Source organism: Micromonospora purpureochromogenes (genome assembly GCF_900091515.1).
Lineage (GTDB): Bacteria > Actinomycetota > Actinomycetes > Mycobacteriales > Micromonosporaceae > Micromonospora > Micromonospora purpureochromogenes.
Map to the genome: position 1 here is coordinate 3,221,916 of NZ_LT607410.1, position 23,113 is coordinate 3,245,028.

Annotated in this window: 24 protein-coding genes; 18 read left to right on the top strand and 6 right to left on the bottom strand. The window is 73.2% G+C overall.

Annotated elements, in window-relative coordinates:
* Positions 1 to 51: 51 nt before the first annotated feature.
* Positions 52 to 1,443: a class I adenylate-forming enzyme family protein gene (locus tag GA0074696_RS14950; RefSeq protein ID WP_088964576.1), complete on the top strand. Its 1,392-nt coding sequence runs from the start codon at positions 52 to 54 to the stop codon at positions 1,441 to 1,443.
* A gap of 35 nt (positions 1,444 to 1,478) precedes the next feature.
* On the opposite strand, the gene GA0074696_RS14955 is transcribed toward GA0074696_RS14950, so the two are convergent.
* Positions 1,479 to 2,108 (bottom strand): 4'-phosphopantetheinyl transferase family protein, encoded by a 630-nt coding sequence (locus tag GA0074696_RS14955; RefSeq protein ID WP_088961671.1) that lies wholly within the window; start codon positions 2,106 to 2,108, stop codon positions 1,479 to 1,481.
* Positions 2,109 to 2,125: 17 nt separating this feature from the next.
* On the opposite strand from GA0074696_RS14955, the gene GA0074696_RS14960 reads away from it, so the two are divergent.
* From GA0074696_RS14960 to GA0074696_RS15015, 12 genes are read left to right on the top strand one after another with little or no spacing between them, the layout of a single operon-like run.
* Complete coding sequence (locus GA0074696_RS14960) at positions 2,126 to 2,392, top strand: acyl carrier protein (RefSeq protein ID WP_088961672.1); 267 nt, start codon at positions 2,126 to 2,128, stop codon at positions 2,390 to 2,392.
* Entirely contained in the window at positions 2,392 to 2,637 is a 246-nt protein-coding gene (locus GA0074696_RS14965) for a hypothetical protein (protein ID WP_088961673.1), read from the top strand. Before GA0074696_RS14960 ends, GA0074696_RS14965 begins: the two co-directional genes overlap by 1 nt.
* Positions 2,630 to 3,802 (top strand): beta-ketoacyl-[acyl-carrier-protein] synthase family protein, encoded by a 1,173-nt coding sequence (locus GA0074696_RS14970; RefSeq protein WP_088961674.1) that lies wholly within the window; start codon positions 2,630 to 2,632, stop codon positions 3,800 to 3,802. The genes GA0074696_RS14965 and GA0074696_RS14970 overlap by 8 nt, the downstream gene beginning before the upstream one ends.
* Before the next feature lie 5 nt (positions 3,803 to 3,807).
* A complete protein-coding gene (locus tag GA0074696_RS14975; protein WP_088961675.1) occupies positions 3,808 to 4,299 on the top strand; it encodes a beta-ketoacyl synthase chain length factor in 492 nt (163 codons plus the stop codon).
* Positions 4,296 to 5,915, top strand: coding sequence for a class I adenylate-forming enzyme family protein (locus GA0074696_RS14980; protein ID WP_088961676.1), 1,620 nt, complete (start codon positions 4,296 to 4,298; stop codon positions 5,913 to 5,915). Before GA0074696_RS14975 ends, GA0074696_RS14980 begins: the two co-directional genes overlap by 4 nt.
* Positions 5,912 to 7,165 (top strand): beta-ketoacyl-[acyl-carrier-protein] synthase family protein, encoded by a 1,254-nt coding sequence (locus GA0074696_RS14985; protein ID WP_088961677.1) that lies wholly within the window; start codon positions 5,912 to 5,914, stop codon positions 7,163 to 7,165. Before GA0074696_RS14980 ends, GA0074696_RS14985 begins: the two co-directional genes overlap by 4 nt.
* 59 nt (positions 7,166 to 7,224) lie before the next feature.
* Complete coding sequence (hppD, locus tag GA0074696_RS14990; protein ID WP_088961678.1) at positions 7,225 to 8,334, top strand: 4-hydroxyphenylpyruvate dioxygenase; 1,110 nt, start codon at positions 7,225 to 7,227, stop codon at positions 8,332 to 8,334.
* Positions 8,331 to 9,260, top strand: a complete 930-nt coding sequence (locus tag GA0074696_RS14995) for a phytanoyl-CoA dioxygenase family protein (RefSeq protein ID WP_088961679.1) — start codon at positions 8,331 to 8,333, stop codon at positions 9,258 to 9,260. The genes hppD and GA0074696_RS14995 overlap by 4 nt, the downstream gene beginning before the upstream one ends.
* Before the next feature lies 1 nt (position 9,261).
* A complete protein-coding gene (locus tag GA0074696_RS15000) occupies positions 9,262 to 10,059 on the top strand; it encodes a DUF3050 domain-containing protein (RefSeq protein ID WP_088961680.1) in 798 nt (265 codons plus the stop codon).
* On the top strand, positions 10,056 to 11,027 hold the full coding sequence (locus GA0074696_RS15005) for a thiamine pyrophosphate-dependent dehydrogenase E1 component subunit alpha (protein WP_088961681.1): 972 nt from the start codon (positions 10,056 to 10,058) through the stop codon (positions 11,025 to 11,027). Before GA0074696_RS15000 ends, GA0074696_RS15005 begins: the two co-directional genes overlap by 4 nt.
* Positions 11,027 to 12,001, top strand: coding sequence for an alpha-ketoacid dehydrogenase subunit beta (locus tag GA0074696_RS15010; protein ID WP_088961682.1), 975 nt, complete (start codon positions 11,027 to 11,029; stop codon positions 11,999 to 12,001). Before GA0074696_RS15005 ends, GA0074696_RS15010 begins: the two co-directional genes overlap by 1 nt.
* Positions 11,998 to 13,356 carry a hypothetical protein gene (locus tag GA0074696_RS15015; protein ID WP_172894295.1) on the top strand — a complete coding sequence of 453 codons (1,359 nt, stop codon included), beginning with the start codon at positions 11,998 to 12,000 and terminating at the stop codon, positions 13,354 to 13,356. Before GA0074696_RS15010 ends, GA0074696_RS15015 begins: the two co-directional genes overlap by 4 nt.
* Before the next feature lie 66 nt (positions 13,357 to 13,422).
* Here the strand turns inward: GA0074696_RS15015 and GA0074696_RS15020 are convergent, their stop codons facing one another.
* Positions 13,423 to 14,118: an SGNH/GDSL hydrolase family protein gene (locus tag GA0074696_RS15020; protein WP_088961683.1), complete on the bottom strand. Its 696-nt coding sequence runs from the start codon at positions 14,116 to 14,118 to the stop codon at positions 13,423 to 13,425.
* 266 nt (positions 14,119 to 14,384) lie between these two features.
* Between GA0074696_RS15020 and GA0074696_RS15025 the strand changes: the two genes are divergently transcribed.
* The gene (locus GA0074696_RS15025; RefSeq protein WP_088961684.1) at positions 14,385 to 15,380 is read left to right on the top strand and encodes a S1 family peptidase; all 996 of its coding nucleotides are present in this window, start codon (positions 14,385 to 14,387) and stop codon (positions 15,378 to 15,380) included.
* Positions 15,381 to 15,425: 45 nt separating this feature from the next.
* Here the strand turns inward: GA0074696_RS15025 and GA0074696_RS30800 are convergent, their stop codons facing one another.
* Entirely contained in the window at positions 15,426 to 15,572 is a 147-nt protein-coding gene (locus tag GA0074696_RS30800; protein WP_157745942.1) for a hypothetical protein, read from the bottom strand.
* A 96-nt stretch (positions 15,573 to 15,668) separates the two neighbouring features.
* Here GA0074696_RS30800 and GA0074696_RS15030 point away from each other — a divergent pair, with 96 nt between their 5' ends.
* Positions 15,669 to 16,178: an SLOG cluster 4 domain-containing protein gene (locus tag GA0074696_RS15030; RefSeq protein ID WP_231925383.1), complete on the top strand. Its 510-nt coding sequence runs from the start codon at positions 15,669 to 15,671 to the stop codon at positions 16,176 to 16,178.
* Positions 16,179 to 16,264: 86 nt separating this feature from the next.
* Entirely contained in the window at positions 16,265 to 16,744 is a 480-nt protein-coding gene (locus GA0074696_RS15035) for a hypothetical protein (protein ID WP_157745944.1), read from the top strand.
* Positions 16,745 to 16,887: 143 nt separating this feature from the next.
* Here GA0074696_RS15035 and GA0074696_RS15040 read toward each other — a convergent pair whose 3' ends face one another.
* Positions 16,888 to 17,220, bottom strand: coding sequence for a TfoX/Sxy family protein (locus tag GA0074696_RS15040; RefSeq protein ID WP_088961686.1), 333 nt, complete (start codon positions 17,218 to 17,220; stop codon positions 16,888 to 16,890).
* A gap of 283 nt (positions 17,221 to 17,503) precedes the next feature.
* On the opposite strand from GA0074696_RS15040, the gene GA0074696_RS15045 reads away from it, so the two are divergent.
* Both GA0074696_RS15045 and GA0074696_RS15050 read left to right on the top strand, forming a co-directional pair.
* On the top strand, positions 17,504 to 17,944 hold the full coding sequence (locus tag GA0074696_RS15045) for a VOC family protein (protein ID WP_088964579.1): 441 nt from the start codon (positions 17,504 to 17,506) through the stop codon (positions 17,942 to 17,944).
* Positions 17,945 to 18,045: 101 nt separating this feature from the next.
* Positions 18,046 to 19,023, top strand: coding sequence for a DUF1152 domain-containing protein (locus GA0074696_RS15050; protein WP_231925384.1), 978 nt, complete (start codon positions 18,046 to 18,048; stop codon positions 19,021 to 19,023).
* 97 nt (positions 19,024 to 19,120) lie between these two features.
* Here GA0074696_RS15050 and rph read toward each other — a convergent pair whose 3' ends face one another.
* Positions 19,121 to 21,718, bottom strand: coding sequence for a rifamycin-inactivating phosphotransferase (gene rph / locus GA0074696_RS15055; RefSeq protein WP_088961688.1), 2,598 nt, complete (start codon positions 21,716 to 21,718; stop codon positions 19,121 to 19,123).
* Positions 21,719 to 22,407: 689 nt separating this feature from the next.
* The gene (locus GA0074696_RS15065; RefSeq protein WP_088964580.1) at positions 22,408 to 23,070 is read right to left on the bottom strand and encodes a tetratricopeptide repeat protein; all 663 of its coding nucleotides are present in this window, start codon (positions 23,068 to 23,070) and stop codon (positions 22,408 to 22,410) included.
* Positions 23,071 to 23,113 lie beyond the last annotated feature (43 nt).

Genomic DNA, 23,113 nt, shown 5'->3' on the forward strand with positions numbered 1-23,113 from the left:
TGATGGGCGGGTTCGGCCCTATTTGACGCTGGGCGGTGGGCGGCAGTGACCATGAATCGTCCGACGGAAGATTCCGCGGCGACAGACCCGGGTTGGGTTGACGAAATATTGTTAACAGGCAATTCGGCCGACATTTGTCTCCGTCTACCGGAGCCGGTCGACCGGGGCACCCTGCGCCGCCTGGTGGGTGAGGCGCAGGCCCGTCTCGCCGCGGCCGGACTACGCCCCGGCGGCGCCGTCGCGCTGCGGCTGCCGCCGTCGCTGGCGTACGTGGTGAACCTGCTGGCCACCTGGCGCACCGGCGCCCAGGCGGTGCTGCTCGACCACCGGCTCACCGACCACGAGGTGGACCGGGCGCTGGAGCGGCTCACCCCGCAGGTGGTCGTCGCGCCGGTGCGCACCGGCGGCGGCGCGCTGCGGATCTTCGTCGACGTCACCGAGGGCGTCACGCCCCACTCGGACGCCCCGGCCACCAGCGGCCACGCGGTGATCCAGCTCAGCTCCGGCTCCACCGGACCGTCGAAGGTGATCGGGCGCACCGCGGCGGGCCTGGTCGCCGAGGTGCGCCGCTACACCCGGATCGACGGGGTGGCGCTGCCCGGGGAGCGGATCATCCTGCTGCCGTCCATGGTGCACGTGCTCGGCCTGGTCGGCGGCCTGCTCTACGGCCTGCACGCCGGTGTGGAGCTGGTCCCGCCGGAGCGGCTCGGCGGCGACGCGATCCTGGCCGCCGTCGCCGCCCAGGACACCCCGGCCACCGTGCTCGGCGTGCCCTTCCACATCGGACTGCTCGCCTCCACCCGACCGGACCGCCCGCTGCCGCAGTTCAAGCGGATGACCACCGGCGGGGAGCTGGTCCCGGCCGCCACCGCGCAGGCGTTCGCCGACCGCTTCGGCGTCCCGCTGGGCAACATGTACGGGATGACCGAGGTCGGGGTGATCGGCACCGACCTGTACGGATGGCACCGCCCGTCGATCGCGCCGGCCCCCGGCATCGAGGTCCGCGAGTCCGGTGGCGAGCTCTGGGTGAGCTGCCCGGCGTCGCCGTACGTGGGCCTCAGCGACCCCACCCGCTGGGCCGACGGCTGGCTGCACACCCGCGACGCCGGCACCGTCGACCCGGCGACCGGCCTGGTCACCGTCAAGGGCCGGCTCGACTCGCAGGTCTCCGTCGGCGGGCTGAAGGTGGACCTCACCGAGGTCGAGGCCACCCTCACCGGGTTGCCCGAGGTGGCCGCCGCCGTGGTCGTGTACGACGACGGCATCACCGCGTACGTGCAACCCGACGGTCCGCTGTCGGAGGAGGTGCTGGACAAGCTGCTGGCCGAGCGGCTCGCCGGCTACAAGCGCCCCCGCACCCTGCACCTGGTCGACCAGTTGCCCCGGACCACCACCGGCAAGCTGGTCCGCTCGGTCAGCACGCTGCGGGCGGCGGCCCGGTGACCGGCCCGCTCGGCGAACACCCGGGCACCGGCCCACTACTCGAACACCACCGACACCTCGACCTGGCCTCGGCCGACCGGATCCGCCCCGGCCGCGCCGACGGCGACCGCCAACACCAGCCCGGCACCGCATTCCGGGTGGCCGACCCGGACGCCGGCCCGGTCGGGCAGCGGGCGCAGCAGCTGGCGCGGGTGCTCGGGCACCGGCATCAGCCGGCGCAGGCCACCGGCGCGCAGCCCCCGGCCCAGCGCCTTGCCGACCGCCTCCTTGGCCGTCCAGAGCAGCAGGAACGCCTCGATCCGGGCGGCGTCCGGCAGGTCGCCCAGCCAGGCCGCCTCGGGCGGGGCGTACCAGCGGTGAGCCAGCGCCAGGGCGGGCAGCGGACGACGCCGCTCGACGTCCACCCCGACCGGACCGGTCCGCCGGGCGGCGACCACCACCACGCCCTCGGCGTGGCTGACGCTGACCGGCAGCGACACGGCGCCGGCCCGCACCCAGGGCCGCCCGTCGGGCCGGCGGCCCACCCCGACCTCCCGTTCCGCCCGGCCGAGCAGCGCGCACCCCGCCCGCCGCAGCAGCCGGCGCGCCACCTCCGGCCGACCGCCGGGGGCAGCGTCCACCCACACGTGCACGGTGTCCCGACCGGACACCGGTAGCTCGCCCACGAAGAGAGGTTAAAGCCATGCGAGACGAGGTCCGCACCTTCGTCATCGAGCAGCTCGAGGACATGAACTACGACGTCGAGGGGATCGACGACGAGACCACCCTCGGCCCGTCCGGGGTCGACCTGGAGTCCCTGGCCCTGGCCGACCTGTCCGTCCGCGTCGAGGACCGGTACGGCCTGACGTTCGCCGACGACGAGTCGGAGAAGCTGGCCCTGATGACGGTCGGCGAGTTCACCCGCATGGTCGCCGACCGGGTCGCCGGGTCGACCAGCGACAACCGCTGATGTCCGGTCAGCCCGACCTGGGGCGAGCTGACCTGGTGAGCATGCTCGCCGAACTGACCGCGAAACCCGTCGACCAGGTGCCGCACCGGGTCGGCTCGATGGAACTCGCCTGGCTCGTGCACCTCGTCGAGCAGCGCTACGACCGGCGGCTGGACCTCACCGACGACCAGCTCGCCGGGATCCGCACCGTCGACGACGCCCTGGCGGTGTTCCGCACCTCCCTGACCAGCCCCGCAGATGGTTGAGCGGGGGCCCGTACCGATCGTCGGCAGCTACGCCGTCAGCGCCCTGGGCAGGGGCGTCGACGCGCAGCTCGCCGGGGTGCTCGCCGGCACGCCGGCGTTCCGGCCGGTACGTCGCTTCGACACCACGGGCCGCCGGGTGACCGTCGCGGCCACCCTGCCCGACGTCGGGACCCTGCCCGACGAGCTGGCCGACGCGATCGACGCGGCCTGCCGGGCCGCCGGCCTGGACGCGGCGATCCGGGCGGAGTCGGCCCTGCTGCTGGCCACCCACGGCGGGCCGCTGTCCCAGCCCGTCGCCTTCGCCGACGATCGTCCGCTCACCGGACCCGACGCTGGGGCCGCGAGCGGCGCCGAGGTCGAGGTGCCCGCGCTCGCCGGGCACCTGGCCCGCCGGTGCGGCCTCGGGGGGCCCGCCCGGGTCTACACCAGCGCCTGCGTCTCGGCGAGCACGGCGGTCGCGGACGCGGCCACGATGATCGGCCGGGGCGGCGTCGCACGGGTGGTGGTCGCCGCCGGCTACCTGGTCGAACCGGACCAGTTCGCGCTCTTCGACGCCGGCCGGGCGCTCGCCGCCGACGGGGCGGTCCGCCCGTTCAGCGCCGGCCGGCAGGGGCTGCTGCTCGGCGACGGGGTGGCCGCGGTGGTGCTGGAGTCCGCCGGGGCGGCCCGTCGCCGGGGCGTCACGCCGGTCGCCACGGTGTGCGGGTGGGGTCGGGCCGGCGACGCGTACCACCCGTGCCAGCCGGACCCGCAGGGGCGGGGACTGGCGCGGGCGGTGGAGGCGGCCCTGCGCCGGGCGGGGCTGGACGCGGCGGCGGTGGGCTACGTCAACGCCAACGCCACCGGCACCGGGTTCAGCGACGCCTCCGAGGCGGCCGCGTTGCGGCTGGCGCTCGGCGACCTCGCCGGCCGGGTGCCGGTCAGCTCCACCAAGTCGGTGCACGGGCACGCGCTGGAGGCCTCCGGCCTGCTCGAACTGGTGGTCACCGTGCAGGCGCTGCGGGACGGGAAACTGCCGGTCAACGCCGGCTGGCTGGGCCCCGACGAGGCCTGCCCGCTGGACGTGGTGATCGACGCGCCCCGGCCGGTCGGCACCCCGTACGCGCTCAGCCTCAACGCCGCCTTCGGCGGGGCCGACACCGCGCTGCTGGTGGCGGCCCCGTGAGGGCGGTGCTGGCCGAGGCGCGCTGGCCGGAGCCCGGCGACGGACCGCCGCCGGCGCTGCCCGGGTTCGTGCACTCGCCGTTCGCGCCGCTGGTGGCGGCGGTGGCCGACCGCTGCCTGACCCGCCGGTACGGCGCGCGCCCGGCGCCGGCGGGCACCACCTGCGCGGTGGTGCTGGTCAGCGCCGCCGGTGACCGGCCGAGCGCCGCGCACGTCCGGGCCACGGTCGCCGCCGGTGGCCGGGTCGGGCCGCTGTTCTTCTTCCAGTCGGTGCCGAACAGCGTGGCCGGGCACGTCGCGGCGCGCTGGGGACTGGATGGCCCGGTGGTGTGCCTGAGCCCCACCGGTGACCCGCGCGCGGACGGCCTGGCCCAGGCGGACCTGCTGCTGCACGACGGCGACGCCGACGAGGCGTTGCTGGTCGGAATCGAAGAGGCACCGGACGGCACGCCCACCGGGGCGGTCGCGGTGCTGCTGGGGGGAGGAACGAGGCAATGAGGACGAAGGGACTGCGCGGGGCGCTCGCCGCCGACACCGCGCTGGGCGCCGGCAACGTGCTCGCCCGGGTGCTGGCGCACGGGGCCGACCCGACGGGACCGGGGTTGACCTTCGACACCCCGGTCGACGGGCACCCCGCCGAGCGGCCACTCACCCTGGGCCAGCTCGACGAGCGGGTCGCGGCCCGGGCGGCCTGGCTGCACCGGCGCGGCGTGCGGCCCCGCGACCCGATCGCGGTGTGGGCCACCGACGCCGCCGACATGGTGCTCGGCTTCCTGGCGCTGACCCGGCTCGGCGCGATCCCCGCGCTGATGAACGGCAAACTCCGCCCGGAGATCGCCGCCGAGTACATCCGCCGGCTGCGCGCCGCCGGGGTGCTCGCCGACGCCGCGCACACCGCGGCCCTCGCCGGACACGACCTGGGCGCGCCGCTGCTCGGGCAGCCCGCCGAGGCCGGCGCGGGCGACCCGGCCGACGCGCCGCCGCACTACCGCCACCACGACGAGGACCCGATCGTCATCACCCACACCTCCGGCACCACCGGGGTGCCGAAGGCGGTGCTGCACTCGCACGCCAGCCTCTTCGCCGCCACCCGGCACCTGCTGTCCATGCCGCAGGCGCAGGGCACCAGCCGGATCCTCAACGCGCTGCCCGCCCCGCACACCGCCACCGTGCTGATGGTCAACCAGGCGCTGGGCAACCGGGCGGAGATGCTGCTCCTGTCCGAGCAGGGCGGCGAGCGGGTGCTCGACGCGATCCAGCGCTGGCGCCCGGACGGGGTGTTCGGCTTCTCCGTCACCTGGGCGGAGCTGGCCCGCTTCGACCTGTCCGGGTACGACCTGGACTCGGTGCGGCTGTGGTTCAACACCGGGGACTGCTCGCACGAGCCGCACGTGCGGCGTCTCGTCGCGGTCGGTTCCCGCGACACCGTCACCCGCGAGGGCGTGGTGCGGGTGCCCGGCTCGGTCTTCATCGACGGGCTCGGCTCCAGCGAGATGGGCCACTCGATGTTCCACCTCACCCACACCGCCGACACCGACCGGTACGGCCGCTGCGTCGGCCGTCCCTACCGGTTCACCAGGGTGGCGGTGCTCGACCTCGACGGCAACGAACTGCCGCCCGGCGAGGTGGGCTGGCTGGGCATCGACTCGCCGTCGCTGTTCCGCGGCTACTGGAACGACTCGGTGACCACCTACCGGTCCCGACTACGCGGCTGGTACCTCACCGGCGACCTCGTCCACGCCGACGCCGAGGGCCGCTACTACCACCTGGACCGGGCCGTCGACTCGGTGGAGCTGGCCGACGGGCGGCGCTTCTTCACCGCGCTGTCGGAGGAGCGCATCCTGGCCGCCTGCCCCGACGTCACCGACTGCACCGTGGTGATGGTCAAGCAGGACGACGGCATCGTCGTCACCGACGTGCTGCTGGAACTGGCCGCCGGCGCCGACCCGGGGACCGACCGCACCGGGGCCGTGCGCGCCGCGCTCGGGGCGGACGTCGGCGCGACCCTACGCCGGGTGGTGCCGGTCGCCTCCGCCGACATCCCGGTCACCGTCACCGGCAAGGTACGCAAGGTGGCGCTGCGCGAGCGCTACCTGACCGAGTCGGCGTCATGACCGCCGTCATCACCGGAATGGGGCTGTTCAGCCCGGTCGGGCGGGGCGTGGCGGCCACCTTCGACGCGCTGACCACCGGGAAGTCCGGGCTGGCCCGGCCACCCGAGGGGCACCCCGCCCGGGAGTCGCTGGAGGTCGCCGGGCTGCTGCCGCCGATCGACCCGCGCACGGTCGCCTCCGGCCCGGAGACCAAGGTGCTCGACCGGATCGTGGTGCTGGCGCTGCTCACCGCCGCCGACGCGCTCGCCGATGCCGGGATCGAGGTCGGCCGGGACGTCGATCCGGCGCGGATCGGCGTCATCGTCGGCGGGGTCGGCGGGATGTCCACGCTGGAGACGCAGGTGGTGGCGCGGGCCGCCCGGGGGCGGGCGGCGGTCAGCCCGTACCTGCTGACCGGGATCCTGCCGAACATGCCGTCGGCGCGGATCGCCATCGCGCACGGCATTCGCGGCTACAGCTCCGCGGTGGGCACGGCGTGCGCCTCCGGCGCACAGTCGGTCGCCGACGCGGTCCGGTTGATCCGGGCCGAGGAGGCCGACGTGGTGCTCTGCGGGGCCAGCGAGGCGCCGCTCTTCCCGACCTTCGCCGACACCTTCGGCAACGCCCGGGCGCTGGCCCGCGGCTGGGACGACCCGACCCGGGCCAGCCGACCGTTCGACACCCGGCGCAACGGCTTCGTCCTCGCCGAGGGGGCGGCGCTGCTGGTGCTGGAACGCGCCGAGCACGCCGCGGCGCGCGGCGCCACCGCCTACGCCGAGGTGGCCGGGTACGGCGCGACCACCGACGCGTACCACCCGACCGCGCCCCGGCCCGACGGCGCGGGCGCGGCCGAGTGCATGCGGCGAGCGCTGGCCGGCGGGGGAGTGTCGGCGGGCGACGTCGGCTACGTCAACGCGCACGGCACCGGCACCAAGCTCGGCGACATCGCCGAGACCACCGCGCTGGCGACGGTCTTCGGCGTCGGCGGGGTGCCGGTCAGCTCCACCAAGGCGCTCACCGGGCACCTGCTCGGCGCGTCCGGCGTGGTGGAGGCGGCCGCCTGCGCGCTGGCCCTCGGCGCGGGGCTGCTGCCGCCGACGTACCACCTCGACGACCCGGACCCGGCCTGCCCGGCGGACCACATCCGGGTCGAGCCCCGGGCGACCGGGACGGAGTTCGCGCTGACCAACTCGTTCGGCTTCGGCGGCCAGAACGTCAGCCTGCTGCTGCGGCGTACCGCCGGGGCGCGGGCCGCCGGACCGCACAGGTGACCACCCGGGCCGTACGCGCCCGGACCGCACTCACGGGGGGACATGGGGAAGGGCTGGAGATGGACATCCGTGGAATAGACCACATCGAACTGTACGTGGGGGACGCGCGGCAGGCCGCCTTCTACTTCGGCACCGCGATCGGCTTCCAGCTGCGGGGCCAGGGAGGCCCGGAGACCGGGCTGGCCGGGCAGCGCTCGCTGCTGCTCAGCCAGGGCGACATCCGGATGCTGCTCACCTCGGGGCTGACCGCCGGGCATTCCGCCTCGACGTACGTGCAGCGGCACGGCGACGGGATCGCGGTGGTGGCGCTGGAGGTCGGCGACGCCGCCGGGGCGTACGCGGAGCTGGTGGCCCGGGGTGCGACCGGGGTGAGCGCGCCGCGGACCTGGACCGGCGCGGACGCCGAGGTGGTGACCGCCGAGGTGGGCGGCTTCGGCGACGTGCTGCACCGGCTGGTGGAGCGGCGCGGCGACCGGACGGAGTTCCTGCCCGGGGCGGTGGAGACGACGCCGCCGGTCACCGACGACGACAAGCTGCTCGCCGAGATCGACCACCTGGCGGTCTGTGTGCCGCCGGGGCAGCTCGACGAGACCGTCGCGCACTACGAGCGGGTCTTCGGCTTCGCGCAGATCTTCGAGGAGCACATCGAGGTCGCCGGCCAGGCGATGAACTCCAAGGTGGTGCAGAGCCCGTCCGGGCGGGTCACCCTGGTGCTGCTGGAACCGGACGCGGGCCACCGCCCCGGCCAGATCGACGCGTTCCTCACCGAGCACCACGGCGCCGGGGTGCAGCACCTCGGGCTGCGCACCGACGACATCGTCACCGCCGTCGGGGCGCTCGCCGAGCGGGGGGTGCGCTTCGCCGGCACCCCCGGGGCCTACTACGACGACCTGGAGCGGCGGGTCGGCCCGATCGCCGCGCCGCTGGACCGGCTGCGCGACCTGAGCATCCTGGTCGACTCCGACCACGGCGGGCAGCTGTTGCAGATCTTCACCGAGTCGATGCACGTGCGCCGCACCCTCTTCCTCGAACTGATCGAGCGGCGCGGGGCGCGCACCTTCGGCAGCGGCAACATCAAGGCGCTCTACGAGGCCAAGGAACGGGAGCTGGCCGCGGCGGGGGCAACCCCCGCCGTCGTGGCCGGCACGGCACGAGGGGTTGGGGCATGACCACCACGGAGTTCCATCCGACGCTGACCGCCGAGGAGGAGGCGCTGCTCCCGTCCGACGAGGACGTGCGCTGCTACGCCGAACACGGCTGGTACCTGTCGAAGAAGCTGCTCACCGACGAGGAGGTGGACGCGCTCACCGCCGCCGCCGACCGCTACTACGCCGGCGAGCGGGACCGCCGCCTGCCGGTGCGCCCGCCGAAGCTCGCCTACTGGGAGCCGGCCAAGGGTCCGGTGCAGCGGCACAACGACTACGTCCACCATGAGCACGACGGGCTGGCGGCGATCCTGCGCAAGCCGCTGATCGGGGCGGTCGCCGCCCGGCTGGCGCAGGCCGACGAGATCCGCATCTTCCAGTCCACGCTGATCTACAAGCCGCCGATCTCCGGCGAGCCGTCCAACATCGTGCCCTGGCACTTCGACAAGCACTACTGGGCGTCCTCGTCGTCGGAGAAGATGCTCACCGCCTTCATCCCGTTCCACGACTGCGGGGAGGAGATGGGCACGATCACCATGGTCGACGGCTCGCACCGGTGGCAGGAGATCGGCGCCGACGACACCGTCGTGCGGCACTTCGCCGACCGGGACCGCGACCAGCTCGAGGAGATGCTGGCCGAGAACGCCGCGTACAACGGCGCGGAGATCCGCAAGATCCCGATGGTGATCCCCAAGGGACACCTGAGCTTCCACCACTGCCGCACCTACCACGGCAGCGGCGCCAACGTCAGCGGCCGCCCGCGCCAGGCGGTCTCGCTGCACCTGCAGGACGGCGACAACGCGTGGCGGGAGTATCCGCTCTCCGACGGCACGCTCGCCGCGTACAACCACGACGTGCTGGTCCGCCGCACCCACGAGGGGCGGCCCGACTACGCGGACCCCGAATACTGCCCGGTCATCTGGCGCGACCGCGCCCAGCAGGGAGGCTGACATGTCACGGTACGACTGGGGTAGGACCCATCCGGGCATCGAGCGGCTGGAGCAGGCGGTGACCGACCGCCGCGACGTGGTGGTCAGGCACCCGCTCTACGCCAACCTGGACACCCACGAGGCGCTGGTCACCTTCATGGAGCACCACGTCTTCGCGGTCTGGGACTTCATGTCCCTGCTGAAGTCGTTGCAGCGGCAGCTCACCTGCGTCACGGTGCCGTGGATCCCCACCGGCCCGACCGGCAGCCGCCGTCTGATCAACGACATCGTGATGGTGGAGGAGAGTGACGAGCTCGGCGAGGCCTTCATCAGCCACTTCGAGCTCTACGTGCGGGGCATGCGGGAGGCCGGCGCGGACACCACCGCCGTGGACGCGCTGGTCGGGCTGCTGCGGGCCGGTCGCCCGGTGACCGCCGCGCTGACCGAGGCGGCTGTCCCGGCGCCGTCGGCGCGGTTCGCCGCCACCACCTGGAAGATCATCGAGTCGACCCCGGTGCACTGCCAGGCCGCCGCCTTCGCCTTCGGCCGTGAGGACCTGATCCCCGACATGTTCACCCAGGTCGTCGCCGTGAACGAGCGCAGCAACCGGCTGCACACGTTCGTCGACTACCTGGAGCGGCACATCGAGGTCGACGGGGAGCAGCACACCCCGATGGCGATGCAGATGCTCGCCGACCTCTGCGGCGACGACGACGTCAAGTGGCAGGAGTGCGCCGACACGGTCAACCTGGCGCTCACCGCCCGGGCCGCGCTGTGGGACGACATCCTCGTCGCCGTGAAGGAGGGGCGCGACCGGTGACCGACGCCGACCCGGTCCGGCTCTACCGCACGGTACGGCTGATCCGCCGCTTCGAGGAGCGGGCCGTCGAGCTGGTCCACTCCGGGGCGATCGTCGGCGGCATCCACCCGTACCTCGGTCAGGAGGGGATCGCCGCCGGGGTGTGCGCCGCGCTGCGCGACTCCGACCTGGTCACCGGCACCCATCGCGGGCACGGGCACGTGCTGGCGAAGGGTGCCGACCCGGCCCGGATGATGGCCGAGCTGCTGGGCCGGGAGACCGGGCTGAACCGGGGCCGGGGCGGCTCGATGCACGCCGCCGACTTCGCTCGCGGGGTGCTCGGCGCCAACGCCATCGTCGGCGCCTCCGGGGCGATCCTCACCGGCGCGGTCTGGGCCCGCCGGCGGCGCGGCGACGACGTGGTGGGGGCGACCTTCTTCGGCGACGGCGCGGTCAACGAGGGGATGCTGCTGGAGGCGTTCAACCTGGCCGCGCTCTGGCGGGTGCCGGTGCTCTTCGTCTGCGAGAACAACGGCTACGCCACCACCATGCCGGTCGCCGGCGCGGTGGCCGGCACCATCGTGGGCCGGGCCGAGGCGTTCGGCATGCCGGCCGCCGTCGTCGACGGCCAGGACCCGGAGACGGTACGCGACGCCGCGGCCGCCGCCGTCGCGCGGATGCGCGCCGGCGGCGGCCCGGAGCTGGTCGAGGCCCGCACCTACCGCTTCGACGCCCACCACACCTTCGAACACGCGGTACGCCTCGACTACCGCCCGCCGGAGGAGGTGGCCGAGGGCCGCTCCCGGGATCCGGTGCACATCCAGGGCGCGCGGCTCGTCCCGGCGGACCGGGCGGCGGTCGACGCGGAGGTCGAGTCGACGCTCGACGCGGCCGTCGCGTTCGCCCTGGCCAGTCCCGAGCCCGACCCGGCCGGCGCGCTGGACCACCTGTACGCCAGCGGGCTGACCGCCCGGACGGGAGGCGGCTGATGCCACGGTTGTCCTACCGCAAGGCGCTGACCAGGGCGCTCGCCGACGAACTGGCCCGCGACGAGGCGGTGTTCCTGCTCGGCGAGGACATCCGGGTGGCCGCGTCGAACATCACCGCCGGCCTGCTCAAGCGGTTCGGGCCGGAGCGGGTCCTGGACACGCCCCTGTCCGAGCAGGCGTTCACCAGCTTCGCCACCGGCGCGGCGCTGGCCGGGATGCGCCCGGTGGTGGAGTTCCAGATCCCGTCGCTGCTCTTCCTGGTCTTCGAGCAGATCGTCAACCACGCGCACAAGTTCCCGCTGATGACCGGCGGGCAGTGCGCCGCCCCGGTCACCTACCTGGTGCCCGGCTCCGGCTCCCGGACGGGCTGGGCCGGGCAGCACTCCGACCACCCGTACTCGCTCTTCGCCCACGTCGGGATCGTCACCGCGGTGCCGGCCACCCCGACCGACGCGTACGGGCTGCTGGTCTCGGCGATCCGGCACGACGACCCGGTGGTGGTCTTCGCCCCGGCCGGCGCGCTGGACGTCCGCGAGGACGTCGACTTCGCCAGCCTCGCCCCGGTGCCGTTGGGCCGGGGCGTGGTGCGCCGGGCCGGCGACGACGTGACCGTGGTCGCCGTCGGGCACCTGGTGCACGACGCGCTCGCCGTCGCCGGGGAGCTGGCCGACCAGGTGTCGGTCGAGGTCTTCGACCCGCGCACGCTCTACCCGTTCGACCTCGACGGGCTGGTCGACTCGGTGACCCGGACCGGGCGGCTGGTGGTGCTCGACGACTCCAACCGGTCCTGCGGCATCGCCGGGGAGATCATCGCCAGTGTCGTGGAACGGGTGCCGCTGGCCGCCCCGCCCCGGCGGGTCACCCGCCCGGACGGCGCGGTGCTGCCCTTCGCGCCCGCGCTGGACCGGGCCGTACAGCCCGGCCGGGCGGCCCTCACCGCCGCCATCCACCACGTGACCAAGGACGGATCATGATCGATGTGAACTACCCGTGGCCGGCGGCCGGCCGGGCGTGGACCGACCTGCCGGAGGCTACCCGCCGGGCGATGGTCGCCGCCGGGGCGCAGGAGTGGGAGCGGATCTTCCACGGCCGGGCGACGTACAACAAGCAGTGGCGGCTGGCCCGGCCGACGGTGCTGACGGCCGACTCCTTCCGCGAGCTGAACGAGGTCTGCGACCGGATCGCCCAGCTCATCCTGGACGCCTGCCGGCGACGCGCCCGTACGGCGGGGGAGCTGCGGCGGCTGCTCGGCGTACCGGCGGGGGAGACCCGGCTGCTCGACGAGGACGAGCCGCTGACCGAGGCGCTGCTCGCCGCGTACCGGCCGGACGTGCTGCTCTCCGGCGGGGAACCGCGGATCGTCGAGTACAACATCGACAGCAGCCTCGGCGGCGGCTTCGACGCCGACACGGTGATCCAGCGGTTCGCCCAGCTCTACCGGGAGCGTGGCCTGCTCGACGGCGTGCCGGCGCGGCCGGCACCGTCCCTGCTGGACCAGCGGTTCGTGGCGATCCGCGACGAACTGGGCCTGGCCGAGGGGGCCCGGGTGGCGCTGCTGATGGACTTCGACGCCGAGTACCCGGGGCTGGACGACCCGGAGACCTTCATCCGGATCCTCTCGCCCCTGGTGGACCAGGGCCGGCGCTTCGGCATCGACCTGGTCATCGCCCCGGTCGCCACCGCCACCCTGGACGCCGACCGGCGGCTGGTGGTGGACGGTGCGCCGGTGGACGCGCTGTTCCGGCTCTTCGTGCCCAACCGGGTCACGCCGAGCGCGGGCCTGGAGGCGGTGGCGGGGGCGCTCGCCGCCGGCACCCTGCCGATGTTCGTCAGCGCCGCCGCCTGGCTGCTCGGCAACAAGGTCAACTTTGCCTGGCTCTACGAGGACCTGGACCAGCTCCCCGCCGACGACCAGGCCCTGATCCGCCGGTACGTGCCGCACACGGTGGTGCTGACCGAGGCCGAGCTGGACCGGGCGCTGGCCGAGCAGGCCGAGCTGGTGGCCAAGCCGGCCGACGGCTCCGCCGGCCACGACGTGCTGATCGGCCCGGAGCTGAGCGCGGCGGCCTGGGCCGACGGGGTCCGCGCCGCCGTGGCACGGGGCGGCAACATCCTGCAGCGGTACATGCCGGCCGACCGGGTGGCGATGGACTTCGTGCAGATCGAGACCGGCGAGGTGGTCACCGCGAAGGTGCCGTACAGCATCGCCCCCTACCTGTTCGGCCGCACCGGCTCCGGCGCGCTGGCCCGGGTCGGCTACCCCGGCTGCGAGGGCGTGCTCAACCTCGCCCGGGGCGTGCTGATGACCGGCATCCTGCTCACCGACTGACCCGGCCGAGGGTCGTCTGTCGTCTCCCGTCGCGGTCGGCGTCGGGAGACGGCAGACGATCCCGGGTCACGGCCGGGGCGCGCGTCGGGCGGCGAGGTGGGCCCCGAGCCGGCGTACCGTCTCCGCCGCCGCGATGGCGTCGCTACGGGCGCTGCCGTGCCGGCCGTCGCTGCTGTACAGCGACGCGTCCGCGCCGGCCGGGTGGTCGGTGAGGTGCACGTGCACCGTGTCCAGTCGCGCGGCCAGCCGCCCCGTGTGCGCGGAGAGCAGTCGCATCCGCTGGCCGAGTCCGGGCCGGACCTGCTCCGGGACGGCCGGGCTGTGCGAGACGTCGAACATGCCGACGGTGACCACGTCCGCCCCGGCCGCCCGCAGCGCACCGATCATCGCGGCCAGCTCGGCGTCGACCGCGGCCGGGTCGAAGGCCGGGCGGAACGCGTCGTTGCCGCCGCAGACCACCAGCGCCAGGTCGGGGTCGAAGGCCAGCGCCGCGTCCAGTTGCGCCGCGCGCACCTCATGCGCCCGCAGCCCCCGCCGGCCCAGGTTGAGGTACGCCAGTCCGGGGCGGGCCGCGCGCAGCTCGGCGGCGATCCGGTCCGCCCACTGCACCGGCGGATACCCGTCGACCGGCTCGCACATCCCCTCGGCGACGCTGTCGCCCAGCACCACGAACCGGCGCCACGGATGCCCGGCCAGCAGCGCGGCGCTCTCGCCCTCGCGCAGGCAGTACGGATCGGTCGCTTCGGTCAGCGTCGATGGCATGGCCGGCAGGCTAGCCGACCCGGTCGCCGGGCGTCGACACCGCGTCGGGAGCACGACCGTGAGCTGACAGTGGCCCCACTTCCACCAGCGTCGATCGATGTCGATGCGTTACGCGGCCACGTCCGGTCCGGCCCGGGGTGAAACAACCGCGCCGGGGGCCTGGATCCGGCCCGGTGTCGCGAGAAACATGGGCACTCATCGATCGGCCGATCGGGCCGTCCAGCCCTCCCCGGGAGGAACGCGTGAGACTCACTCGACGTGGTGTGATGTCCGCCGTCACCGCCGCCGTGGTCAGCGGCGCCGTCGCCGCGGCACCGGCGCACGCCGCCCCCGCACCCCTGTCCGCCGAACGGGCCGCCACCCTCACGGCCGCGCTCGGCGCCGACCGCACCGCCGGTTCCTACGTCGACGCCTCCGGGCGTACCGTCGTCGCCGTGACCGACGCCCGGGCCGCCGCCACGGTCCGGGCCGCCGGCGGGCAGGCCCGCCTGGTCACCCGCAGCACCGCCGCGCTGGAGCGCGCGCAGTCCCGGGTGGACCTCGGCGTGACCGGCACCGCGACGTACGTCGACCCGGTGACCAACCAGGTCGTGGTCGGCGTGGACAGCACGGTCAGCGCCGCCGACCGGGCCCGCATCGGGGCCGCCGTGGCCGCCTCCGGCGGCAGCGCGCGCACGACCGACCTGGCCGGGACGCTGAGCATGCGGATCTCCGGCGGCGACGCCATCTACGGCGGCGGCTACCGCTGCTCGCTCGGCTTCAACGTGCGCAGCGGCAGCACCTACTACTTCCTCACCGCCGGGCACTGCACCAACCTGTCGGCGAGCTGGTACGCCAACTCGGCGCTGAGCACCAAACTCGGCGACCGGACCGGCAGCAGCTTCCCCGGTAACGACTACGGCATCGTCCGCTACACCAACACCTCGATCGCCATCGACGGCTCGGTCGGCTCGCAGGACATCACCGCCGCCGGTGACGCGTACGTCGGCCAGGCCGTGACCCGCCGCGGCAGCACCACCGGCACCCACAGCGGCACGGTCACCGGCCTCAACGCCACCGTCCGGTACGCCGAGGGCACCGTGCGCGGCATGATCGCCACCAACGTCTGCGCCGAGCCGGGTGACAGCGGCGGCCCGCTCTACGCCGGCAGCACCGCGCTCGGCCTGACCTCCGGCGGGAGTGGCAACTGCCGCACCGGCGGCCAGACCTTCTTCCAGCCGGTCAGGGAGGCCCTGAGCAAGTACGGCGTCGCCGTCTTCTGACCCCTGCCGAAGGTGGCTCCCCGGTGTGCACACCGGGGAGCCACCTCACGTCGCCGAGCGGCGTCGCCTCCGGCGTCGGCTGCGGGCCCGGTTGCCCAGCTGCGGTGGGCCGGCCGGGTCGCGCCGCTGCCGTTCCAGGCGCCGGCGGGCCCGCTTCGACAGGTCCTCCTCCGGGTCGCCGGGACGGAACACCCCCAGACGGAGCGCCGGTCCACGGTGCGCCTTTCCCGTGGCGTACCGACGGGGTGGTCGCGCCCGGCGCTAACCTCGCCGTGGAGGTGAGGCCGGGTGGTGCAGGTGGCGGTCTGCGGCCCGGCGTCGGCGACCCCGGCCGAGCTGGCCCACGCCCGCCGGGTGGGGGAGCTGCTCGCCGCGCGCGGCGCGACCGTCCTCTGCGGAGGCGGCGGCGGGGTGATGGCCGCGGTCGCCGCCGGCGCCCGGGCCCACAACGGCCTGGTCATCGCGGTACGCCCCGACGACGGCACCGCCCCCGGCCCGGTCGCCGAAGCCTGGGCGACGCTGCTGACCAACCTGGGACAGGCCCGCAACGCCGTCCTGGTGTGGAGCGCCGACGCGGTGATCGCGGTGGGCGGCTCCTGGGGCACCCTCAGCGAGGTGGCGCTGGCGATGCGCCGGGGCGAGGTGCCGGTGGTGGTGCTCGGCGGCTGGCGGGTGGTGGACGCTGCCGGTGCGCCGGTGTTCGGCCCGCGCCACGTCGACACGCCCGAGGAGGCGGTCGGTGTGGCGCTGGCGGACCGGCCGGGCGACGGTGGCTCCGGTCCGGAACGCCGGGCGTAGCCTCCTCCCATGATCAGGTGTTGTCGGTCGGCGATTCCCCGGCGGCCGTGTCGGTGAGGCGGTGGGCCCGTGGCGGGTGGCCGGTCGTGCTCTGGACCGTCTGCCTGGTCGGGCTCTGCGCGGTCGGACTCGCCCCGTCGTTCTCGGGGGCGAGCTGCGCCGAGCGGGCGGCGGCGATCGCGGCGCCGCTGCACACCGACGTCGCGCCGGTCGCCCGGGAGTTGGCACCGCTCGGCACGATCCTGGAGGTGCACTGGGTGCAGCGGGTCGACGGCGGGTTCTGCGATCTCAGCCCCGGTGCCCGGCGCCTGGCCCGCGAGGGCGTCGCCCGGCTCGCTGACGTGGCCACGTTGACCCGACTGACGGCACCGGACGCCGGGGATCCCGTCGCGCCCGACGCGCGGCTTTCGCCGTGGCTGCCGTCCCGCGCCGACTGGTGGTCGGGGCCGGCACTGGACGCGCGCTTCGACGCGGGGGCGGACTACGCGTCGGCCTGGTACTGGCTGGACCGGGCCAGCGGTGTCGTCTACTTCCGCTCCGACGTGGACTACGACCCCGGCCCCTGATGTCGACGGCCTGCCCTCGTCGGCACCACCCGGCCGGAGACCCGTCCCGGGCACCGGCGGGTCCGTGCGGAGGGTCAGCCGGGCGGACGGAGCCAGGACAGGAAACGAGCTCGCCTACCCGAGTCGGCCTGTCCTGCCGGCGGTCACTTCGCCGGCAGGCACCGGGTGTAGGTGACGCCCTGCTTGACCCAGCTGCGAAGGTCGGCGTCCTTCGCGCATGCCGACGGCTCGACCGTGATCCAACCGCGCATGGTTCGACCGCGCATTTGCGCCGGTTGAGCGCCGTGTTCGGTCAGCAGCTGCTCAGACAGCGCTGGGTTGACCCGGACCATCAAGCCGCCTGCGCCGCGGATGACCACAGCCATGTTGCCGTTGAGCATCAGCGCCAGGCCACCGAACATCCGCTTCTCGCCGATCCCGGGCTCACGTCCGATCAGGGCCCGCACCCGGTTCGCGAGATCCTCGTCATATGCCATACCTACATCCTGGCACCATGCAGTGGACAACCTTTCGGATTGGCGCGTCGCGACAGCCCGCGAAGTCGGGGCCAGGTACGGCCGCCGGAACGCGCGTCAACCGAGGGAAGACCGGTACGCGACCATGACGGTGCACCGCAGCGGTACGACTGGCGCGTGATGGGGCAGCGCCGCTTCACGAGGTTTCCCCGCAGAAGATGGTGCACAGTCTGTCGAGAACGCCCTGGCGGTTTCGTCTCAGCAGTGGAGCCGGCCACCCGTGGTCGTACAGAAAGGGGCCAGCATGGCGATCCAGCGGATGGACAACGTCCTCATCGTTGTCGACGACCTCGACGCGGTAATTGCATTCTTCGTCGAACTTGGCATGGAGCTGGAGGGCAAAGGGCCGATCGAGGGACGTTGGGTGGAGCGTGTCATCGGGATCGACGACGTCCGGCAGGACGTCGCTATGCTGCGCACCCCGGACGGCCACGGTCGCATCGAGCTGGCGAGGTTCCACACGCCGAAGGCGATCAGCGCCGAGCCGAAGGATGCACCAGCGAATACGCTGGGCATTCGTCGCATCATGTTCGCCGTCGACGACATCGAGTACGTCGTCGCCCGCCTGCGTACCCACGGCGCCGAGCTCGTCGGCGAGCTGGCGCAGTACGAGGACGCCTATCGTCTGTGCTACGTCCGCGGCCCGGAGGACATCATCGTCGGACTGGCCGAACAGCTCAGCTGAGGTCTGCCGAAGGGACCGTGCAGCGAACCGCGCCCGACCGCCGATGGGCCAAGGCCACCACGGGCGTGGCTGATCATTGAGCGGTGATGAACCCTGCCGCGTTGCCGGCCGACCCCGGTGCGTTCTCGTTGGCCGTTCCGCCGCTGTTTGCCGCGCTGGCTCCGGCGCGCAGCATCCTCATCGCCGGAGCGGGCGGGGGGTTCGACGTGTACGCCGGCCTGCCCTTGGCGTTCGCCCTGTCTCGCGGCGGCGCACAGGTGCACCTGGCCAGCCTGTCCTTCTCTGAACTCGAACTGATCGACCGGGACGCGTGGGTAGCGGAGCACGTCGCGGCGGTGCAGCCGGACACTGGTAGCCCGGACTGGTACTTCCCCGAACGGACGCTCGCCCGGTGGCTGGCGGCTCAGGAGCTGCCGTCGACCGTGTACGCCTTTCCGCCGCTGGGTGTCCAGCCGTTACGGGCGGCGTACCGGTACCTGGTCGAGCAACTCCACATCGATGCGGTGGTGCTGGTCGATGGCGGCACCGATGTCCTGCTGCGCGGCGACGAAAGCGATCTCGGTACCCCGGTGGAGGACATCACCAGCCTGGCCGCCGTGGCCGCGCTGGACGTGCCGGTCAAGCTGGTGACCAGTCTCGGCTTCGGCATCGACGCCTACGACGGCGTCAACCACGTCCAGGTGCTGGAGAACCTCGCCGCACTCGACCGCGACGGCGGCTACCTCGGTGCCCTGTCCATCCCCGGTTCCAGTCGGGAGGCGGCGCTGTACCGCGATGCCGTCGCCGACGCCCGGGCCGCCACCCCGGACCGGCCGAGCATCGTCCAAGGACAGATCGCCGCCGCCACCAGCGGCGCGTTCGGAGACGTCCGGTTCACCCGGCGCACCGGCGGCGGCGACCTGTTCGTCAACCCGCTGATGGCGATCTACTTCACCGTCGACCTCGACAAACTCGCCGCCCGATGCCTGTACCTCGACCGCATCGAAAACACCATCGGCAGGCGACAGGTCATCACGCGCATCCAAGCGTTCCGCGACGAACTGCTCAACGCACGCATCCCCCGCGCATTTCCGCACTGAACGCCCGCAGGGCGGCAGCTCCGGATGCCGAGCAGGTCAGTGCCGCTTGGAAACTATGTGCTTGGGAGGCAGACGGGCCATCTCGGTGAGTGGTCAGTCAAGGCAGGATCTCGACGTACCCGTCGCTTCCGTGCACGCGGATCCGCTGCCCATCGGGAATCAGCCGGGTGGCATCCACCACACCGACGACAGCCGGCAGGCCGTACTCCCGCGCGATCACTGCGCCGTGTGTCATCAATCCTCCGACCTCCGTCACCAGGCCTGTGATGGCGACGAAGAGGGGCGTCCAGCTCGGGTCCGTGTGGGGCGTGACGAGGATGTCACCCGGTTCGAGATCAGCCTGGGCCATGTCCAGGATGACGCGGGCGCGCCCTTCGATGGTCCCGGCGGAGACGGGTAGGCCGATCAGGGCGCCGGTCGGCACGTCGTCGCGTCGGTACGCCCCGGCGATGGCCTCGCCATCCGATGTCAGCACCCGGGGCGGCGTGAGCGCGTGGTACGACCGGAACGCGTCCTCGCGCTGCTGGATGAGCTGGTCATCCACCTGGCTCGAGCGCGCGACGTCGTGGAGCTCCTGGAACGTGAGGTAGAAGATGTCCTCCTTCTCAGCGAGCACGTTGGCCTGCACGAGGCGCTCGGCCTCTCCCAGCAGGGCCTGCTTGTAGACGAAGTAGCGGCTGACGATGCCGTACTTCGGGTACTCCCGGTAGCCGATGAAGGTCCGGACCCGGTCGATCATGCGCTTCGTCTCGTCGGCCTTCTGCTCCCCGTCCGGCAGTGCCCGCAGGCGTTCGAGCACCACCTGCGCCTTCTTCTGCGCCTCCTGCCGTCCTTGCTCGAAGCGCCGCTCGGCGGCGCCCGGCTCGAAGTTCCTGACGTTGTCGAGGATCACGGGCACGAGCGTGGTGGGGCGTTCGCGCCAACGCGGTCTCGTGATGTCGATCTCGCCGACGCAGCGCATGCCGTACCGGTCGAGGTAGGCCTCGATGGCGTCGCGCGCTTCGGTCCCGCCCGCGAGCTTCGGCAGCTCGTCCAGGAAGCCGTCGTCCTCCACGCCCTGCAGGAACGCCACCACCTCCGGGTGCGGGCGGATCACGTCCGCGACGTCGAGCAGCGCCAGTCCCATCTCCGACGTGACGTTGCCGGGGGCGGACAGCGTGAGGGTGTCGGCCGCGTTCTTCTCGCCCAGCCATTCCCGCAGCTGGTCGTTGAGCCACCAGGTGGCCTCCATCCCCGCCATGATCGCCTGCATGCTCAATGGATCACCGAGGACTCGCTTGTGCTCCTGGAAGGCCTCCAGCAGGAAGTCGAACAGCGCCGGTCCGGTCTTCGTCCGGATCTCGCGCCGCAGGGCCGCGATGGAGGCCTGGCTGCGTTGGATCAGCTCGGTGACGATGGCCGGATCGGTCTCGATCGGGGCGGACGCACCGCTGGCCGGCGGTCCGCCGGGACCAGCCTCCGGGAGCGTCGGGACGAAGTCGCCGCAGTCGAGGACGGTCTCCAGCGCGTCCCTGATCAGCGGATCGCCCCTCCCCACCATCTCCAGGAGGCCGGCTCGGCTCGCGGGCGAGGCCAGGCGCCGGGTGACGTCGACGAACAGCCTCCCGCCGGCCTCGTGCATCGGCGCCATGGCCGTCAGCTGCCACACGGAGACGCCCAGTGGCTTCATGGGGTCGGTCATCATCTGCTGATGACCGACGGAGACGTAGACGTGGTTCTCCCGGTCGCGGGCCGCGGGGATGGGGAACAGCGTGGTGATTGGCCGGCTCTGCACGATCTGGAAGTCATCGTCGGCCAGGCACCATTCGATGTCCTGCGGGCGGCCGAAATGCGCTTCGATCCGCCGCCCGAGCTGCACGAGCCGCACGACCTGCGCACCCGTCAGCGCCGGCTGCTCCTGCCGCTGCGGGTCGATCGCCACTTCCTGCGTCCCGCCAGCCGGCAGGGCGTGGACGGCACGCTGTTTGGCGGCGACCGCCTCGGCGACGACCTCGCCGTCGCGCACCTTGAAGACGTCCGGGTTCACCAGGCCGGCGACCAGGGCCTCGCCGAGGCCGAAGCTGGCGTCCACGGTGGCGACCTTCCGGTTGCCCGTGACGGGGTCGGCCGTGAACAGGATGCCGGCCGCATCCGAGAAGACCATCTGCTGCACGACCACGGCCATGTGGACCGTACGGTGGTCGATGCCGTTCCGCAGGCGGTAGGTCACGGCCCGCTCGGTGAATAGCGACGCCCAGCACCGGCTGACGTGCTGGAGGATCGCCGCCCGGCCCACGACGTTCAGGTACGTGTCCTGCTGGCCCGCGAAGGAGGCCGTCGGCATGTCCTCTGCCGTGGCGCTGGATCGCACGGCGTAGGCGGCTTGCTCGCCGAGCTGGGCGAGCGCGCGGGTGATCGCCGCCGCCAGATCGCCCGGGATGGCGATCCCTTCGATGGTCCGGCGGATCCCCGCGCTGAGCGTGCGGATCGCCCCCCGGTCATCCGGGTTCAGGCGCGTCAGCTGATCGAGCCGATCGTCGATCGACGGCGCTTCCGCCATGATCCGCCGGAAGGCGGCCGTCGTCACGCAGAACCCAGCCGGTACGCGGATGCCTTCGATCCGCGACAGCCCGCCCAGGTGCGCGGCCTTGCCGCCAACGATCGCGACCTGCGTCTCGTCAACCTCTTGAAGATCCAACACGTACTGCTCGATCATTGCGATACCTCCGAGGCAGCCGTGCTCCCTTGAACTGCACCGGCCGATCGAGTCACCGGCGCCTCGAGCTGTGTCGAACCTCTTGTCAAGCACGTCCTCATGTCTGGTTGGCTTCCCTCTGACGAGTCGGCCAGCCGCTGCCGCTGGTCGGGCGGCGCGCACCCCCGCACCTCCGCGTCAAGCGTCCGCAACTGCACCGCCGATCTCATCAGCGGTTCGAGGTCGCCGCGTCCCCCGTACGTCGACAACACACCCACGTCGTGCCCCCCATGCGCTCGTCGGTGCTGGTCCGGCCGCCGATTCTGCGGCAAGACCCGGGTCTTGCCGCAAGCCCCCCTGCGCGCTATACGTTAGAAGTGGCAAGGAGTGATCTTCTTGCCTTTGCTTTTGTCGTCCGCCGCGGGCTGAGATCCTTCGACCGCCTGAGCGTGCCGGGTACCTCCGGCGGGTGCCGGGCCCCCACGACCGCCGCAGCGACCTGGCACTCTCAGAGGCGGTGGCCACGGCCGCCTCGCCCGGGTGGGATTGGCCAGCGCGATCGTCGGTCCGCCCATCACGCCGCGCGCGTACCTGCTGCGCTGAAGGCGCTAGCAGCCCCTTCCACAGCAACGGACGCTCAGCGTCTCGGCGCCGCATTGCGGCAGCGCGCCCGCGACAGGGTGACGGAACCTCTGCCGTGGCCGCGCGCGTCAGATGTGCGTTCTAGCCTGCTCGATGTGCCGCACGATGGCGTGAGCACCATGCGCGCGTGCGACGGCATGCGCCTCGTCGAGTGTTGCGATCGCGTCCGCACGGCGGTCCTGGGCGGCGGCGATGTAGGCCAGCCCGATCATGTTGGAGGCCACGCCCGGCAGAGCCCCGACCTCCCGGCGCAGCCGGGACGACTCCTCCAGCCGCTCGCGCGCCTCGTCCAGCCGGCCAGCCGCGTGCGCCGCGATGCCTAAGTGCCGCAGCGCCTCGGACCGGGTCGGCTTGTCGCCGGTCTGCGCTGCCAGTCGGCAGGACTGCTCGAGGTACGGAACCGCGGTCTCGTCGTCACGCCGGATGAACTGGTGGAGGCAACCGATCCAGAACAATGCCTCGGCCTCGCCGCCCGTGTCCCCCAGTACCCGGTACAACGTGAGCGCGCGCTCGAACAACGGCAGTTCAGCGGGATCCTCGGCGGGCAACGAACCGGCGTCGGCGGGCGCGCTCTGAAACCGCGCATGCAGAATCAGCCCACGCGCCAACGCCGCATCGGCCTCGACCGCGTCCAGGCCCTGTTCGGCGTCGACCAGCCCGCTGGTATCGCCGCCGAAAACTGCCCGCTCATAGGCTTCTCTGGCCCGTTCGATCCGATCGTCGGTGCTCATCGCCGCCCCCGTTGGCATCGCCACTACCTGCTGGATCCGGCAG

Excerpts from the sequence above, each read along its gene's own strand:
- GA0074696_RS14950 (WP_088964576.1), top strand. The coding sequence starts at position 52 with ATGAATCGTCCGACGGAAGATTCCGCGGCGACAGACCCGGGTTGGGTT.
- GA0074696_RS14960 (WP_088961672.1), top strand. The coding sequence starts at position 2,126 with ATGCGAGACGAGGTCCGCACCTTCGTCATCGAGCAGCTCGAGGACATG.
- GA0074696_RS14965 (WP_088961673.1), top strand. The coding sequence starts at position 2,392 with ATGTCCGGTCAGCCCGACCTGGGGCGAGCTGACCTGGTGAGCATGCTC.
- GA0074696_RS14970 (WP_088961674.1), top strand. The coding sequence starts at position 2,630 with ATGGTTGAGCGGGGGCCCGTACCGATCGTCGGCAGCTACGCCGTCAGC.
- GA0074696_RS14980 (WP_088961676.1), top strand. The coding sequence starts at position 4,296 with ATGAGGACGAAGGGACTGCGCGGGGCGCTCGCCGCCGACACCGCGCTG.
- GA0074696_RS14985 (WP_088961677.1), top strand. The coding sequence starts at position 5,912 with ATGACCGCCGTCATCACCGGAATGGGGCTGTTCAGCCCGGTCGGGCGG.
- hppD (WP_088961678.1), top strand. The coding sequence starts at position 7,225 with ATGGACATCCGTGGAATAGACCACATCGAACTGTACGTGGGGGACGCG.
- GA0074696_RS14995 (WP_088961679.1), top strand. The coding sequence starts at position 8,331 with ATGACCACCACGGAGTTCCATCCGACGCTGACCGCCGAGGAGGAGGCG.
- GA0074696_RS15000 (WP_088961680.1), top strand. The coding sequence starts at position 9,262 with ATGTCACGGTACGACTGGGGTAGGACCCATCCGGGCATCGAGCGGCTG.
- GA0074696_RS15010 (WP_088961682.1), top strand. The coding sequence starts at position 11,027 with ATGCCACGGTTGTCCTACCGCAAGGCGCTGACCAGGGCGCTCGCCGAC.
- GA0074696_RS15015 (WP_172894295.1), top strand. The coding sequence starts at position 11,998 with ATGATCGATGTGAACTACCCGTGGCCGGCGGCCGGCCGGGCGTGGACC.
- GA0074696_RS15020 (WP_088961683.1), bottom strand. The coding sequence starts at position 14,118 with ATGCCATCGACGCTGACCGAAGCGACCGATCCGTACTGCCTGCGCGAG.
- GA0074696_RS15025 (WP_088961684.1), top strand. The coding sequence starts at position 14,385 with ATGTCCGCCGTCACCGCCGCCGTGGTCAGCGGCGCCGTCGCCGCGGCA.
- GA0074696_RS15040 (WP_088961686.1), bottom strand. The coding sequence starts at position 17,220 with ATGGCATATGACGAGGATCTCGCGAACCGGGTGCGGGCCCTGATCGGA.
- GA0074696_RS15045 (WP_088964579.1), top strand. The coding sequence starts at position 17,504 with ATGGCGATCCAGCGGATGGACAACGTCCTCATCGTTGTCGACGACCTC.
- rph (WP_088961688.1), bottom strand. The coding sequence starts at position 21,718 with ATGATCGAGCAGTACGTGTTGGATCTTCAAGAGGTTGACGAGACGCAG.
- GA0074696_RS15065 (WP_088964580.1), bottom strand. The coding sequence starts at position 23,070 with ATGAGCACCGACGATCGGATCGAACGGGCCAGAGAAGCCTATGAGCGG.